Annotated in this window: 12 protein-coding genes, 1 tRNA gene and 1 pseudogene; 12 read left to right on the top strand and 2 right to left on the bottom strand. The window is 65.5% G+C overall.

Going from position 1 to position 15714, the window contains the following annotated elements:
• The first annotated feature begins 354 nt into the window (after nt 1–354).
• Genes A7A08_RS06160 through A7A08_RS06180 form a run of 6 tightly spaced genes read left to right on the top strand, consistent with a single transcriptional unit; the run spans nt 355 to nt 9373 of the window.
• Complete coding sequence (locus A7A08_RS06160) at nt 355–4701, top strand: hypothetical protein (protein ID WP_141693863.1); 4347 nt, start codon at nt 355–357, stop codon at nt 4699–4701.
• On the top strand, nt 4698–6014 hold the full coding sequence (locus tag A7A08_RS06165; protein ID WP_069094610.1) for a hypothetical protein: 1317 nt from the start codon (nt 4698–4700) through the stop codon (nt 6012–6014). Before A7A08_RS06160 ends, A7A08_RS06165 begins: the two co-directional genes overlap by 4 nt.
• The gene (locus A7A08_RS06170) at nt 5948–7903 is read left to right on the top strand and encodes a hypothetical protein (RefSeq protein ID WP_208430580.1); all 1956 of its coding nucleotides are present in this window, start codon (nt 5948–5950) and stop codon (nt 7901–7903) included. Before A7A08_RS06165 ends, A7A08_RS06170 begins: the two co-directional genes overlap by 67 nt.
• Nucleotides 7900–8772, top strand: a complete 873-nt coding sequence (locus tag A7A08_RS06175) for a hypothetical protein (protein ID WP_069094612.1) — start codon at nt 7900–7902, stop codon at nt 8770–8772. The genes A7A08_RS06170 and A7A08_RS06175 overlap by 4 nt, the downstream gene beginning before the upstream one ends.
• A 47-nt stretch (nt 8773–8819) precedes the next feature.
• A complete protein-coding gene (locus tag A7A08_RS15910) occupies nt 8820–9134 on the top strand; it encodes a hypothetical protein (protein ID WP_141693864.1) in 315 nt (104 codons plus the stop codon).
• The gene (locus A7A08_RS06180; protein WP_141693865.1) at nt 9119–9373 is read left to right on the top strand and encodes a hypothetical protein; all 255 of its coding nucleotides are present in this window, start codon (nt 9119–9121) and stop codon (nt 9371–9373) included. Before A7A08_RS15910 ends, A7A08_RS06180 begins: the two co-directional genes overlap by 16 nt.
• Nucleotides 9374–9402: 29 nt before the next feature.
• Here A7A08_RS06180 and A7A08_RS06185 read toward each other — a convergent pair.
• Both A7A08_RS06185 and A7A08_RS06190 read right to left on the bottom strand, forming a co-directional pair.
• Nucleotides 9403–9492 (bottom strand) — tRNA-Ser (locus A7A08_RS06185).
• A gap of 96 nt (nt 9493–9588) precedes the next feature.
• Nucleotides 9589–10308, bottom strand: a complete 720-nt coding sequence (locus tag A7A08_RS06190; RefSeq protein WP_141693866.1) for a hypothetical protein — start codon at nt 10306–10308, stop codon at nt 9589–9591.
• A gap of 358 nt (nt 10309–10666) precedes the next feature.
• On the opposite strand from A7A08_RS06190, the pseudogene rplU reads away from it, so the two are divergent.
• The 6 genes and pseudogenes from rplU to A7A08_RS06220 all read left to right on the top strand — a co-directional run.
• Nucleotides 10667–11092 (top strand): annotated as a pseudogene (gene rplU, locus A7A08_RS06195) (50S ribosomal protein L21); the annotation flags it as partial.
• Nucleotides 11093–11310: 218 nt separating this feature from the next.
• Complete coding sequence (rpmA, locus tag A7A08_RS06200; RefSeq protein WP_069094616.1) at nt 11311–11565, top strand: 50S ribosomal protein L27; 255 nt, start codon at nt 11311–11313, stop codon at nt 11563–11565.
• Between the two features lie 94 nt (nt 11566–11659).
• A complete protein-coding gene (locus A7A08_RS06205; RefSeq protein WP_069094617.1) occupies nt 11660–12190 on the top strand; it encodes a GNAT family N-acetyltransferase in 531 nt (176 codons plus the stop codon).
• Between the two features lie 43 nt (nt 12191–12233).
• Entirely contained in the window at nt 12234–13271 is a 1038-nt protein-coding gene (gene obgE / locus A7A08_RS06210) for a GTPase ObgE (RefSeq protein WP_069094618.1), read from the top strand.
• Nucleotides 13259–14416, top strand: a complete 1158-nt coding sequence (gene proB, locus A7A08_RS06215; protein ID WP_069094619.1) for a glutamate 5-kinase — start codon at nt 13259–13261, stop codon at nt 14414–14416. Before obgE ends, proB begins: the two co-directional genes overlap by 13 nt.
• Before the next feature lie 2 nt (nt 14417–14418).
• The gene (locus A7A08_RS06220; RefSeq protein ID WP_069094706.1) at nt 14419–15708 is read left to right on the top strand and encodes a glutamate-5-semialdehyde dehydrogenase; all 1290 of its coding nucleotides are present in this window, start codon (nt 14419–14421) and stop codon (nt 15706–15708) included.
• The last annotated feature ends 6 nt before the right edge of the window (nt 15709–15714 follow it).

Consider the following 15714-nt stretch of genomic DNA (forward strand, 5'->3'; position numbering starts at 1 on the left):
TGAACTGCTCAGGGAAGTTGAGGAAGACGCCGGACCGGATAACGGCGGGCGCGCGGTCACCTGCCAAGGCGGGTCCCGTGGCCGCAGCGATAGACGCGGCCAGCCCGGCAAGCAGCATTCGTTGAATTCGACCCTTGAGGCGCATGTCCGGCCCTGAAGGTCGCCGCCACCGAGGGCGGCAGAGAATTTGGATCAGCTATCTAGATCCAGTTGCGACCGGGTTGGAAGCAGAATCGCCAACGCACGCAAAGAGAATATTATTCCAGTTTGCAACTTTAAGATTCGTCGATAGTTTGCTCGTCGAGCCCGGCTCTGTATCCCGTGGCTGCCTTATGGTGGTTGTGAAGCATGGTCGTGGCTTTCGGTCCAGCTCTCGGAGCGGGCCGGCTCCCTGATTGCGGATCAGGGCGCGGGCGGAGCGGCAGATTCCGCCTCTCTCTCAACCGTTTCGTTATTCTCATCTCCTGGGCGCTCTTCTGGCTCCTCGCGTCTCTCGGCGCGCTGGCAGCGCAGGACGGGGGTGGGGCAAGCGGGCTGGCCCCGGGCGATCTCGCAATCTCCGGTTTCGCCGGCACGAAGCTTTCGTCCCCGAGCCTACCTGCCGGGACAAATCCCATCGACCAGACCGTGATCGACGAGTCCGCAGCCGCGCTGACGGTCTACGACCTCGGATATCTCGGCGGTCCGCTGAAGGGCCAGTTGGTTTCGCCGCTGGTGAAGTTCGCCGTCCCTGCGAAGGATATCGGCCAGGTCTATTCGCTGATCTTCGATCCCGGGAAGGATGGGCTTTCGCCCAGCCTCTACGCCGCGGCGACCTCGGCCTACGGTTTGAACATCATAGGCGCCAAGCCCGACGCGAAGGGGCTGCCCGTCCGTCTCAAGACGGGCGAAGCCGGCGCGAGGTTCATGCCGGGCCAGTTCGGTGGTCTTGACGGCGCAAGTCCCGGCGCCATCTGGAAGATCGACGGTAGGACAGGGGAAGCGACCCTGCTGGCCGATACGGCCTTCACCGGCATCGCCAATAGCGGCCCGGGGCTCGGCGGGCTCGCGATCGATCCGGCGAGCCGCAACCTCTACGCCTCGGACTTGGATACCGGCCTAATCCATCGCTTCGGCCTCGACTACAACGCGGCCAATCTCGGCCAGTTCGATCACGGCGTGGCCGGCCGGCCCGCCAGGGGGCTGAAGCCCCTGGAGGATGACGGCAAGCGCGCCGACATCACCAGTCCGGACTTCAAGGCGGAGGATCCGTCGACCTGGGGCTTCACTCCCGAAGCCCGCCGGGTGCGGGGTCTCACCGTCCACGGCGGACGGCTTTATTACTCCGTGGATCAGGGGCCAGAGATCTGGTCCGTCGGCCTCGAGCCGGACGGCGCCTTCGCCGAGGATGCCCGATCCGAGCTGGAGGTGAAGACGGAGCAGCCCGTGGTGGTGGCCAACATCGCCTTCGACGCCAAGGGCGACATGATCCTGGGCCTGCGCCGTCCCCTGAAGGCGTCTTACGACTATACCGCCTTCACCGAACCGGGCTCGGCCAAGCCACTGCTGTTCAAGCTCGAACAGCCCGACGATCCAGCGACCCCCGGCATTTGGTCGCCGGAGCCGCAGACTTATAATGTGGGCACCGGCCCGGGCAATGAGGCGGGCGCCGGCGGTGCCGGCCTGCAATACGCCTTTACCGAGGACGGCAGCCTCGACACCCAGACCTGCGATGCCAGCATCGTGTTTAGCGTCGAGGGGATCGCCGAAGATGGCAGCGGCCACGGCGCGCAAGTGAGCTCGACCTCGGCCGTCGAACCCGCCGATGCGCCGGCGACGAGCGCCCTTATCAATTTCAGCCCGAAACAGGACAAGCCCGACCTCATCGGTCATGTGGGCGACACGCAAGCCTTCCAGATCTGCAAGGGCGAGGCGGGTTATCCGCCCATCGCGGGCGGCAGTCTTGGAGGCTTTCCACCAATCGCCGGGGGTGGAGGCGGTGGCTTTCCGCCCATCGCCGGCGGCGGTGGATTCCCGCCCGTGGCGGGTGGCGGCGGCACGGGTTTACCTCCAGTCGTCGGCGGAGGCGGCACGACTGTCCCGGAAACGCCCGGCGGTGGCGGCGGCAAGACGACCGAGGCCACCAATGGGGAGCCCGCTCAGATTGGCGACCTCGCGATTACCAAGCTCAATACTTCGACCCATTGTGACGAGACCAAAGTCTGCCGCTGGGAGATCCTCGTCGAGAACACCACCGAGAAAGAGGCTCCGGGTCCGATCACCGTGCAGGACACGCTGTCGGCCGGCAACGCTGCTCTGGCCACTGCCAAGCTCGTCGAAAGCACAGCCGGCTGGACCTGCAGCTCGGCCCCGCCGAATTTCGCCTGCACCAGAGCCGAAGGTATTCCGCCCCGGACCAGTATTCAGCTTCAGGTCGGCTTCGAGACCGGCCCGATCGGTGCCGCCGAAGCGGTCAAGAACTGTACCACGATCACTCCCCTGCCGGCGGCACCGGGGCCTGCACCCGCGCCGAAACCGGCTGCGCCCGAGCAGAAAGGTGAGCTCGTGCCGTACGGCAATAGTCTGTTGAAATTCGCAAGCTTCGCCGTGCCACAGCAGACGCCTTTGCCATGGCGCTTCCTCCACCGGGTCGCCGACGGTGATCCGTCGGGCAAGAATCTCTGCGTGCGATGGGAGAAAGACGGCTTCTCAGTCAATCAGAGGACTGGAGGCGCTGTCTCGTTCCTCGATCTTAAGCAGGTTCCTCGAGGCGGCGAGCCGAGCAGGCTCACCGGCACCGCCAGCCGGATCACATCCAATGGCCCGCAAAGGGCGGAGATACAAGCGGGGACGATAACCCAGGATAGATTCTCCTTCGTCGTCCGCTGGCCAAACGACACTCCGCCCGATTTCGAAACCGTGGTGACTTATCAGGGCACGGTCGGGCCGGACGGCAGCGTGACCGGCAAGGCGATCACGGCCGGCGGCGGCACCACCTCCTTCACGAACGTAGCCCCGCTCAAATGCCTCCTTAGCGAGACCTGCGACGCCTATGGACGGGCCGCGGACGGCGCAATGCAGGAAGCCGAGCAGCTGAACTGCGCGATTGATCGGGAACCCGCCGGGCGGTGGACACGCGATCAGATGAGTCACGAGAAATGGTGCATGGCGCAACCCGTCAATGCTCCGATCATCGCCCAGGAAACCAACGCGCGCACCGCCTTGCTGGTGCAGTGCAAGGCAAAGGCGCCCGGCTGCGATGACTATGCCAAGCAGGCCATAGTAGGAGGCGAGGAGAACAAGCGCCTGAATTGCAGTTTGAACCAGGGATTCATGTCGGCGGACCTCGCCGAGCAGAAGAAGCTCTGCATGCAGACCGCGGCAAGTCCCGAAAGCCTCCTATCGGCACAAAAGACCGTGCTCGATCAGTGCAGGGCGCAGCAAGCCGCCGCCAATCCGCCGGCGGCCGCCGGCGCAGCCCCGAACAAGGAAGGGCTCGTCCCGGGGGTTGAGGCGGTTGCGCCGGCCCCGGCAGCGCCTGCGGCGACCGGGGTACCCCCAGGAGCGCCGCAGTCCTGCGCCGTCATGCCGACGACCCGGCCGACTCCCGGAGGGGACGGCGGCGCGGGTGGCGGAGTGGGCCCCGGCGGCGCGCCAGCAGGGCCGAAACCCGGCGAGCCGGTGCCGCAAGGCAACGGTCTCAGCATTTCCAAGGAAGCCGTCGTGGCGGATTGCTCCGGCGCCACTGGATGCGAGTTCAAGATCAAGGTGAAGAACGACGGCAATGCGCCAGTCGACAAGCTGACGGTGGTGGACGCGCCGACGGGCGACGGCGCGCTGGATCTTCCCGGTGACGATATGGCCGTGTTGCCGCGCGCTCCTTGGAGCTGCTCGAAAGGCTTTCCAACGCGCTGCGAACGCGGGACGCCGCTCGCACCAGGCGCGAGCGACGAATTCAATATGGGGTTGAAGATCGGCGCCAAAGCCACGGCGACGACCATGAACAACTGCGCCTCGGTGGAGCCGCAGCTTCCGCCGGTGGCTGCCCCCGCGGCACCGGTTATGGCGCCGCTCAGCAGCGACAAGGATGGCTTCAAGACCGAGCTGGTGCCGGCCGGAAATTCTTGTGCCAAGGCGCAGTCCTGCCCGTGGCGCTTCACCACCACGAACACGAGCGCCGAGACCCGCACCTTCTCCATCGTGCTCAATGCCGACTTCGTCTACACCGATCCGGTAACGTCAGTCAGGGGCGCCGGCGTCAAGGTCGACTCGGTGACGGCGAACCCGGCCATGGCTTGCGGGCCGCGCGCCGACGACAAGGCGAAGCAACTCGTCTGCAATGTCGGCGAGGTGACGCTGACGCCCGGTCAGAGTTATACGGCGGACATGAACCTGACGGTCGGGGCGCCACCGAATATCGGCGACAACGGCAGCATGCTCAACGCCGTGACTGTCTCCTATTCCACCGCCAAGCTAAGCTCGATCGGCAAGGCGACGGCGGGCGTTGCCGTCGCGCCCGGTGCTGGAGGCCAGGGCGCAATCCCCCGGCCAAGCCGCAGCCGGCCTGCGCCAGCCTGCCACTCAAGGCGACACCGATCGTCCCGGGCAAGCTTTCGATCAGCAAGAAAAAATCCGCCAAGGCGTGCGCCGGTAGTCCGCAGGTCTGCGATTTCGATATCACCGTCGTCAACGACACCGACAAGGCGATCGACGGGCCGGTGACCTTCACCGACGATCTGAGCGGCGATGGCGCCCCGGTTGCGGGCGCGGCGCTGAGCGGCGTTCCTGCGCCTTGGAGCTGTCCGAAGCAGGGGCAGGGCTTCGTCTGCACCGCCAACCTGAAGCTCGACGCCAAGGGCGGCGCAAATGCGTCCAAGACCTTCACCTTCTCCGCCACCCTCGGGGCCGGCACCGAAACGGTGAAGGAGATGAAGAACTGCGCCACTATCGAGGGGCTGCCCTCGAGCTGCGCCACAGCACCTCTCGTCCAAGGAGCGATGTTGCGCATCGACAAACAGCCGGTGGCCTGCATTCCGGCCGCCGGCAATGCTTCGGAGACCTGCACCTTCAACGTGTCCGTCACCAATGCGGGCAATGCGACCTATGCCGGCCCGGTGAGCTTCCACGACCTTGTCACGTCCCCCGGGTTCGGCTCGATCACCGCCAAAGGATCGTCCAGCGGCGGCTGGTCCTGCATCGCCGGCACCGGCACCGGCACGACCGACTGCAGCCTGGCACCGGAGCCCGTCACCATCGAGCCCGGCAAGAGCGTCACAGCCAGTGTTCAGATCGTTCCGGGCAATCCGCTGGCGCGGTCGTTCCACAACTGCGCGACTTTGACGGGGCAGGCCTCGGTCGGCTCCGATCAACCGTCGAAATGCGCCGATATCAATAGCGCGCTGCCGTTGCCGGGTGAGCCCGGAAAGCTCTCGGTGGTCAAGACCGGCGGCAGCTGCGCCGGCAACCCGCAAGTTTGCAGCTTCACCATCGCCGTCGCCAACGGCACCGATCAGCCGATCAACGGTCCAGTCGAATTCACCGACGATCTGACTGGTGACGGCGCGCTGTTCGGGGGCGCAACGGTCTCTCCTGGCGAGCCGTGGACCTGCCCCAAGGAAGGCACGGGCTTCAAATGCACGGCAACCCTGCAGCTCGATGCCGCCGGCGGCCCTAACGCCATCAAGCGCTTCTCGTTCGCCGCGAGCCTCGGTGCCGGCACCGGCTCGGTGAAGGAGATGAAGAACTGCGCGACCATGACCGGGCAGACGCCAAGCTGCGCGACGCTGACGCTGACCAATGGCCCGCAGCTGAGGCTCGAGAAGCACGGCCCGATCCGCTGCGATCTCGCCGCCGACAAGAAGTCGGAGAGCTGCCAGTTCATCGTCATCGTCAACAATGTCGGCCCAGGGACCTATGCCGGCCCGTTCACCTTCAGCGACAGCTTCACCCCCGGCGGCGGCAGCACGATGTGCCGGTCGGCGGCGGCATCACCTTTGTCTGCGGCGCTGAAGGTTGCAGCACGTCGGCGCCGGTGACCATTGAGTCCGGCAAATCCATCACCATCATTTACGCGACGAAGCCGAACCTCACCACAGCGACCACGTTCCAAAACTGCGCCGAGATCGTCGGGCCGGCGGCGGCGGCTTCCGATCATCCGCGAGACTGCATCTCCGTGGCGAGCGCCATGGCGACGTCCAATCTCTCGGTGGTCAAGGTCTCGACCAGCAACGGCGTCTGCGACCTGAAGGGGAGCTGTCCGTTCCGCATCGTCGTTACCAATGACGGGCCGGCCGTATTCCAGGGCGATCTCCGGGTGCATGACGGCGTTGCAGAGAATTCGTCCAAGGGCATCCCGCAATCGGCGCCGTCAAAGGTCGAGGCGGCGGCAAGCGCGGATTGGACCTGCACCAGTGCAGACGCGCGCAGTATCGATTGCAAGCCGGTCGAGGCCAAGCGGGTGATCCCGGTCGGCGGATCCCTCAGCCTCGATGTTCTGGTGACGCCTGGTCCGCTTTGGCAGAAGAACAACGTGCTTGAGAACTGCGCCGCGGCCTTCGGCGGCGACGGCCCGGCCGGCTTCGGTTGCGCAGAGGTCAAGCTCGACCCATTCAAGGTGAAGGTTTCCAAGGACGGCGATCAGAACTGCCGTCCGGGCACCACCTGCACCTTCACCCTCGACATCTTCAACGACGAGAAGATCGTGCACGACGATCCGGTCACGGTGGTCGACAATCTCGTGGGTCTGGAATCGGCGGAGATCGTCTCGATCAGCGCCGCCAACGATCCCTTCCCGTGCTCGCCCGCGCCCACGAGCCTGCCGTTCTCCTGCACCGGCAAGATGCGGCTCGATCCGGGAGAGCACAACAAATACACCATGGTGGTGAAGCTGCCGGAGATCGTCTCCGAGCAAGGCTGGTTCAGCAATTGCGCGGCCATCGGCGGTCCTGAGCCCACGAGCAAGGGACCGGCCGCCACGGGCGGCACCGGGGCCGCGCCGACCGAGACTTCCTGCCATGTCGTTTCGACCGAGCCGCAATGCACCGGTGGCTTGGTCAAGACCAGAAGCGGAGAATGCGCCTGCCCGGCGGGTCAAAGCTGGGACGGGGCCGCTTGCGTGGCGCCTAAGCAGGTCTGTCCTGCCGGCACGAGCGGGACCTATCCGGATTGCAAATCGATCGGGACCGGCGGAACGAACACTTCCAAGCAGCCTGAGACGCCTGCGCCCAAGCCCGGTACCGGAACGGGGGGCGCTTATCCCTCGAAGTCCGGTAAGACCTGCCCGGCCGGGTTGGAATACCGCAGCGGCAAATGCCGCTGCCCGCGCGGGCTCGACTATGTGAACGGCACCTGCCGGGCGCCCCAGAAGCAGCAGGCGCCTCAGACACCGAATGTCTGCCCGCCGGACCGCCCCGTCGGCACCCCGCCGCGCTGCTGCCCCGAAGGCTATCAGTACTCCCGCGGATCGTGCCGTCCGCTTCAGCAGGAGGTGCAGCCCTGCCCGCCGGGCACCGTCGGCCGCTACCCGATCTGCATTCCCATGAAGCAGAAGCAGGAGGAAAGGCAGCGGCCCGATTGCCCGCCGGGGTATCGTCAGCTGCGCCGGCCGAACAAGTACGGCGCCTATTGCGAAGAGATCCAGCAGGCGCCGGCCACATGCCCTGCTGACCGGCCGAATGGCACGCCGCCGAATTGCTGCCCGCCCGGCACGCGCTTCACCGAAGGCAGCTGCTATCCGACCCAGTGCTCGCCCGGCTGGACCGGCTCGCCGCCACACTGCCAGCCACCTGCACCGGCGCCACAGCCGCAGCCGACCGGACCCACGCCGCGCCAGGTGTGTCCGTCCTACATGGAGGGCACCTATCCCAACTGCCATTGCCCATCGGGGACAACGGGCGACCGGTGCGATGAGGTGATCGTCCGATGAAGGGATATCGGGTTTCTCTCGCCGTCGCCTTCCTGCTGTGCGCTGGTCTGCTCGGGATCGTCTCGGCATCGGCCGCCATGGCGCAACCGGCGTCACGTCCTTGGCTGGGGACGACCAGTACAAACGGTCTCGTCGTCGAAGTCGGCATCGGCTGCCGTCTCGTGGGCGGCGCCATCGTCTGCGGCCGGGACGGAAGCGGTGGCGGACTGCTGGAGAAGCCGCTTCGCCGGCGCAAGAAGGTCCAAGAGCAACCGGTTCAGAAGAAGACCTATCCGGCCAAGAAGCCCTCGTCGTCCAGCGGCGGATCGAAGACCCAGCATAAATCGAGCGGTTCCAGCGGTGGAGGGTCCGTCGCGCCCGCACCATCCGAGCCGGCGGAGATCGCGCCGGCGGAGATCGAGCCGGACGCGGCACCGGCCGACGCCGAACCGCAGGGGCAGCATGCCTGTCCGCCCGGCAATGTCGTGCTCGAATCACCGAACGCCGCCGGCTCCTATTGCGAGCCCGTCGGCGCCAGCAAGGCACCGGAAACGCCCGCTGCGCAAACGCCCGCCGTCGAAGCGCCCGCGGATACTCCGAAGACGCCGTCGGCGGCCGAGGTGGCCATCCCCGACGATATTCGCGGCGCAGCGTGTGCGCCCGGGGGGCTGGAAGGTGGCTGTGCATGCCCCGCCGGCGCGGAGGCCAAGAGCGATGCGTGCAGGGCAGCGCTGCCATGGTGCTGCAGCGCGCAAGGCGTGAAGGACGGCAATCCCGTGGCTGTGTTCAATGCCTGCGCCGCCGATCAGAACGCGGCCATGAGCAAGGTCGTCACCAGCGCGATCAACAAGCAGCTTTCCCTGGGGCCCGTACGCTGCAGCGGCCAGTGAGCGGCCGCGCAGGCCGCAAACGGTCCGCATTCGAAAGGACAAGTCGGATGACGTATCGGTTTGCGGTCTCGGCCACCCTCCTCGCGCTGCTGGCGGCCGGTCCGGCTTCGGCTGAGACGCTCAGCATTGCCTGCCAGGGCACCGAATACGGCAAGGATTACGCCTTTACCCTGGTCTACGAGGGGGGAAGCTCCGGCGCCATCCATGCCGACGGTCACTTCGGTACATTCGATCTGACGGCGACGCGTGCAGAGCGCAGCGGAGAGACGGCAGCGGCAAGATCTCCCACGTGGTCGGGATCCGCGGCTGGGGGCCTGCCGTCGCTGTCATGCCGGACAAGGCCGCGATGGAAGCGTGCCTAAAGGCGAAGCTACCGCCGGAACAGCTCGCCGATCCGGACATGGTCTATATGAGCGCCAGCACGTGCGCCGCGGAGGTGCCGACTGCGCCCGGGGTGCCCATCGTGACCAATCTCGAGATTGCCATCCTGGACGGACAGGACCCGTTCGTGACCTTCCAGCGCACCTATGCCGAGCCCAGCATCAATGGGGGCAAGCTCAGCCTCGATTATCTCCCGCCGCCGAATTGTGTCATGCAGTGAAACTCAAGGAATCTTGGCGATGTGGAAAGTGGCGGAGAGGGAGGGATTCGAACCCTCGGTACGCTCGCGCGTACAACGGTTTTCGAGACCGCCCCGTTCGACCGCTCCGGCACCTCTCCGTGCTTTGGCGCGTATAGCGTTATGTGTGGTCGCTGCGCGGGAGGGGCCTTGTAACGTTTGTCGGTTTCCCCCGCAAGATGGGCTTTAGCGCTTCTCTAGTAGCCGAGCCTGTCGGCGAAGCGCCGGAAGTGGCGGTCGTAGTGGTCCTTCGCTCTCGGCGCTAATGCCGCATACGGGTCACGCTCCTGAAATGCGCCCGTGGAATGGCCGGGCAGCCACCGCATGCTGGAGGGCGAGGCCTTCCGAAGCGCGCGGGCGAATTTCGGCCGGTCGTCGAGGCGGAGAAACTCAGCGATCCGTTCGAAATATTCGGGATCTGCCGTTGCGAAGAGCTCCTCGCAACGCACGCGCATGAACTTCTCACCGGCGAAGCATTCGGCAAACGAGGCCTGTCTCTCGTAGAGGCTCTCGAACTGGGTCATGGCGATGATCTGACGCTCGGCCTCATCGTCGGTCGCGTTGAGTGCAGTCGTAAAGGATACGCCACCCAAATGCGGCTCCGGACGGTTTACAGCCCACTCCTCAGAGCCGCGGAGATGGTATTTAACCGCGCTAAGGATGAAGCTCGCCGGATGGCGGGTGAAAACGAGAAACCGGGCATCATCGACGGAAAGCAGGTTGTGCTGCTCGACCACGTTCAAGCCGAAATTCCGGCAGCGGACGTTCACCGGGGTGCCGGGCTCGTCGTGACCGAGGAGAGTATCTGCTTCACCCGGCCGAACGCTCATCACGAAACGAGTCTTCCGGTCGTGCTTATGGACGGCCTTGACGTACGAGTTCCCACATTTGTGGAACAGGATGAAGAAGTTCAACACTGGCGTGACGTCTCTTGAGGGGAGCTTGAGCGGGGGATCGCGGAGCGCGCATGTTATCGGCGGACGATCCGATCGCAACTAGATTAGGCCGCCGGGCGCGAAGGTGGGGCTAAGAGCCGAAAGCATGAGCGGACGCATACGCGCTCATTCGCCGGATAGGTCACGTTATAGATCGATGCCAACAGCAATTGACATATCGAACCTGTCTTCTATATTCCGCGCCGATCCGGCCCTTGGCTCGCGGTTTCGCGCCAAGCGGCCTTTTTGCGTCGTCTGGACGATCTGCACTGAAGATCTTCAAGGGTGACGCGAGGCGCGGCCGGCCCCATATCAATCGCGAGATAAGCGAGATTTAGACATGTTCGCGGTCATTCGCACAGGCGGCAAGCAATATCGCGTTGCGCCGAACGACATTATCGAGGTCGAAACCGTCACCGGCGAGCCGGGCGACACGGTCGAGCTTGGCGAGGTTCTGATGGTCGGCGGCGACAAGCCGGAGACCGGAGCACCGCTGGTTTCGGGCGCGACCGTCGCGGCCGAGGTCGTGGAGCACAAGCGTGCCGGCAAGATCCGCGTCTTCAAGAAGAAGCGCCGCTCCAACTATCGCCGCACGGCCGGGCACCGCCAGCATCTGACGGCGCTGAAGATCACCGAGATCCTCACGGGCGGCAAGAAGCCCTCGAAGACGGCGGCCAAGAAGGCCGATACGTCGGACAAGGTGACCGAGAAGGCTGCCGAGGAGAAGGCTCCGGCGAAGACCGCCGCCAAATCCAAGGCTGCGGATACCAAGACCGAGGCCAAGGCCGTCGAGGCCAAGACGACCGAAGCGAAGAAGCCCGCCGCCAAGGCGAAGGCGCCGGCCAAGAAGGCTCCGACCTCGAAGGCCGCCGACAAGGATGCCAAGCCTGCGGCGAAGAAGGCTGCCGAGAAGAAGCCGGCCGCCAAGAAGCCTGCAGCGAAGAAGTCCGACAGCTAGGCACGAGCGCGAGAAGGAATTGAACCATGGCACATAAGAAAGCAGGCGGCTCGTCCCGCAACGGTCGCGATTCCGAAGGCCGCCGCCTCGGGCTTAAGAAGTCCGGCGGCCAGCACGTGATCCCGGGCAATATCATCATCCGCCAGCGCGGCACCAAGTGGCATCCGGGCGAGGGTGTCGGCATGGGCAAGGACTACACGATCTTCGCCAAGATCGAGGGTGTGGTCGAGTTCCAGCGCAAGGCGCAGGACCGCGTCTTCGTTTCGGTCAAGCCGAGCTAGGCCAGGCCCGCCCTTCGGCGCGGCCTGTTTCCGGTCGGCGCCGCACTGCCTTTCCATGTGGCGTCGCCCCGGCGGCCACCACGAGGAAAGCGCGATGAGACTCCGCACTCTGAGGCTGATCCTGCGCCCGCTCTCCATGGGAGACGCGGGCCGTATTGCGTTGCTGGCCGGCGACCGCGATATCGCCCGCATGACAGCCTCGATCCCGCATCCCTACAGCGAATGGCAGGCCTCGGAATGGCTGAAATCCGTGGCCGCAGGCGAAGAAGGCACGGTCTTCGCCATCGAATCCGACGGCAAGCTGATCGGCTGCACGGGCTACCGCTCCGATGACGGCGGACAGACCGCCGAGGTGGGATACTGGGTCGGCAAGCCCTTCTGGGGGCAAGGCTTCGCAACGGAAGCGGTGGCGGAACTGATCGTCCACGCCTTCGCGACGGAGCGTTTCGACTCGTTGCTGGGCGGGCATTTCGAGGACAATCCGGCGTCGGCCCGGGTTCTCGGCAAGCTCGGCTTCGCGCGGTGCGGGGAGGAGCTCCGTGAGAGCGAATCCCGGGACGGCAAGTCCCGCTGCGTGCTTTACAGGCTGGCGCGAGCGGATGTCGCGCGCGAAGCGGCACGCTAACCATTTTCCGCTAGAAAGGCCGCTGTCCAAGCGGAACAAACCGATGAAATTCCTCGATCAGGCGAAGGTCTATCTGAAGGCCGGAGACGGTGGTAACGGGTGCGTCTCGTTCCGACGGGAGAAGTTCGTCGAGTTCGGCGGGCCCGATGGCGGCAATGGCGGGCGGGGCGGGGACGTGATTGCCGAATGCGTGGCCAATCTGAACACGCTGATCGATTTCCGCTACCAGCAGCATTTCAAGGCGAAACGCGGCACGAACGGGGCAGGCAAGAACCGGACGGGCGCCGGGGGCGCGGATTCGGTTCTGAAGGTGCCGCCGGGCACGCAGATCTATGCGGAGGATCAGGAGACGCTTCTGGCAGACCTGACGGAACCGGGAGAACGGGTCGTGCTAGCCCATGGCGGCAATGGCGGGTTCGGCAATCTCCACTTCAAATCTTCGACCAACCAGGCGCCCAGGCGGGCCAATGAAGGTCAGGAAGGCGAAGAGCTTACCGTCTGGCTGCGGCTGAAGCTGATCGCCAATGCCGGGCTGGTGGGGCTGCCCAATGCCGGCAAATCCACCTTCCTCGCGGCGGTGAGCGCGGCAAAGCCGAAGATCGCCGACTATCCCTTCACGACGCTGCATCCCAATCTCGGGGTGGTGCGCACCGACGGGCACGATTTCGTGCTGGCCGATATTCCCGGTCTGATCGAGGGCGCCCATGAGGGTGCGGGAATCGGCGACCGGTTCCTGGGCCATATCGAGCGATGCGATGTGCTGCTCCATCTGGTGGATGGGACGCAAGAGGATCCTGTCGAGGCGTATGAGACGGTGCGGGACGAGCTGGAGCAGTACGAAGCGGGGCTGACGGAGAAGACAGAGCTGCTTGCGCTGACCAAGACCGATGCCATCCCGGAAGAAGAGTTGGACGAGAAGGTCGCAGCGCTCAAGACGGCGGCCGGCAAGGCGCCGATGCTGATCTCGGCGGTCACGGGTGCGGGCATGGACGAGGCGGTCCGTGCCCTAAGCCATGCGATCCGCGCTTGCGAGGCCGCAGCCAAGGAGGTCGCCTCGCCCAAGAAGGGATGGCAGCCGTGAGCTCGCGCGCCGAATGGAGCGACGCCAAGCGGATCGTCGTGAAGATCGGGTCGTCGCTGCTCGTGGATGGCGCGACGGGCCAGCTGAAAACGGATTGGCTGGATTCCCTGCTCGACGATGTGAACGCGCTGCGGAATGCGGGCAAGGAGGTGATTCTTGTCTCTTCGGGCTCGATCGCGCTCGGCCGCCATGCCTTGGGTTTGCCCAAGGGCCCGCTGAGGCTGGAGGAGAGCCAGGCTGCCGCGGCGGTCGGGCAGATCGATCTGGCGCATGCCTACGATTCCAAGCTGGCGGAGCGCGGTCTGGTGGCGGCGCAGATCCTGTTGACGCTTGCCGATACGGAGACCCGGCGCCGTTATCTGAACGCCCGCAGCACCATGAACACGCTGCTGAAGTTCGGTGCCGTGCCGGTGGTGAACGAGAACGATACGGTGGCGACGACCGAGATCCGCTATGGAGACAACGATCGGTTGGCAGCCCGGGTCGCGACCATGATGAGCGCCGACTGCCTCGTTCTCCTGTCGGATATCGACGGGTTCTACACCGCGCCGCCGGGGCAGGATTCCAATGCCCGGCGGATCGAAGAAATTCGGGAGATCACGCCGGAGATCGAGGCCATGGCGGGCGATGTGGGCTCCGAGCTCTCCAAGGGCGGGATGGTGACCAAGGTGGAGGCGGCGAAGATTGCGGTCGGCGCAGGCACCCATATGGCCATCACCAGCGGCAAGGTGCTGAACCCCTTGCAGGCTCTTTCTGACGGCGAAGGGGGAAGCTGGTTCGTCGCTCATAGCGATCCCGTCGCAGCCCGGAAGCGCTGGATCGCCGGGTCGCTCGAGCCCAAGGGCGTGCTGGTCGTCGATGCGGGCGCGGCGAATGCGCTGTGCAACGGCAAGAGCCTGCTGCCGGCGGGCGTGAAGCGGGTCGAAGGGCAGTTCGAGCGGGGCGATGCGGTCTCGATCTGCACGCTCGAGGGCGACGAGCTGGGGCGCGGTCTGGCGGCCTACGACCATGCCCAGGCGGCGAGCATGATCGGCCGCAAGAGCAGTGAAATATCAGAGATTCTCGGCTACCGTGGCCGCGCCGAGTTGGTCCACCGGGACGATATGGCGTTGAAGAGCTCGGCAGCGAACCGAAAGGGCGAATGATCATGGACGCGGCGGTGAAACGGCAGGATTCGCAAAGCCTGGACGCGCTGATGCTCGGCATCGGCGAGGCTGCGCGGTCGGCCGCCCATGCGCTGGCCACGGCGTCGGAGGAGACAAAGAACGCAGCTCTCCGGAAGATGGCCGACGCGGTGGTGGCCCGGACGGACGAGATCTTGGCGGTGAATGCCGAAGACGGTCGCGCTGCCAAGGAAAGCGGCATGGAAGACGCTTTCGTCGACCGGCTCACCCTCACCGAAGATCGGATCGCGGGGATGGCAAAGGGCCTGCGGGATATCGCGGCGCTGGCCGATCCGGTGGGCCAGGAAATGGCGTCCTGGGAGCGGCCCAACGGACTTCAGATCTCCCGTGTCCGCGTGCCGCTTGGCGTGATCGGCATCATCTATGAGAGCCGCCCCAATGTGACCAGCGATGCGGGCGGGCTGTCGCTCAAGTCCGGCAATGCGGTGATCCTGCGTGGCGGCAGTAATGCGCTTGCGACGTCCCAGGCGATCCATGGCGCTCTGGTGGAAGGGCTGACGGCAGCCGGGCTGCCGGAAGCGGCGATCCAACTCGTGCCGGTGACGGATCGTGCGGCGGTCGGCATGATGCTCGGCGGGCTGAACGGCTCGGTGGACGTGATCGTCCCCCGGGGCGGCAAGAGCCTGGTCGCGCGGGTCCAGGAGGAAGCGCGGGTGCCGGTGTTCGCCCATCTGGAAGGCATCTGCCACGTCTATGTGGAGCGGAGCGCCGATCTTCAGATGGCGAAGGATATCGTGCTCAACGCCAAGATGCGGCGCACGGGGATCTGCGGCGCGGCCGAGACGGTTCTGGTGGACCGCGCCATTGCTGAGACCCATCTGAAGCCGCTGATCGAGATCCTGATCGATGCCGGCTGCGAGGTGCGTGGCGATGAGGCCGTGCAGCAGGAAGACGATCGGGTGATCGCGGCGACGGAAGCCGATTGGCTGACCGAGTACCTGGCGCCCGTGGTCGCCATGAAGGTGGTCGCCGACCAGCGCGAGGCCATGGACCACATCGCGGCCTACGGCTCCCAGCATACGGATGCCATCGTGAGCGGCGACCAAGCGGCGGCGGACCGGTTCCTCACGCAAGTCGACTCGGCCATCGTGCTGCACAACGCCTCCACCCAGTTCGCCGATGGCGGCGAATTCGGTATGGGCGCGGAGATCGGCATCGCGACGGGCCGCTTCCATGCACGCGGTCCCGTGGGGGTGGAGCAGCTCACGACCTTCAAATACGTGGTCCGCGGCAGCGGCCAGACGCGGCCCTAGGGTCTT

The organism is Methyloligella halotolerans, from assembly GCF_001708935.1.
GTDB lineage: Bacteria > Pseudomonadota > Alphaproteobacteria > Rhizobiales > Methyloligellaceae > Methyloligella > Methyloligella halotolerans.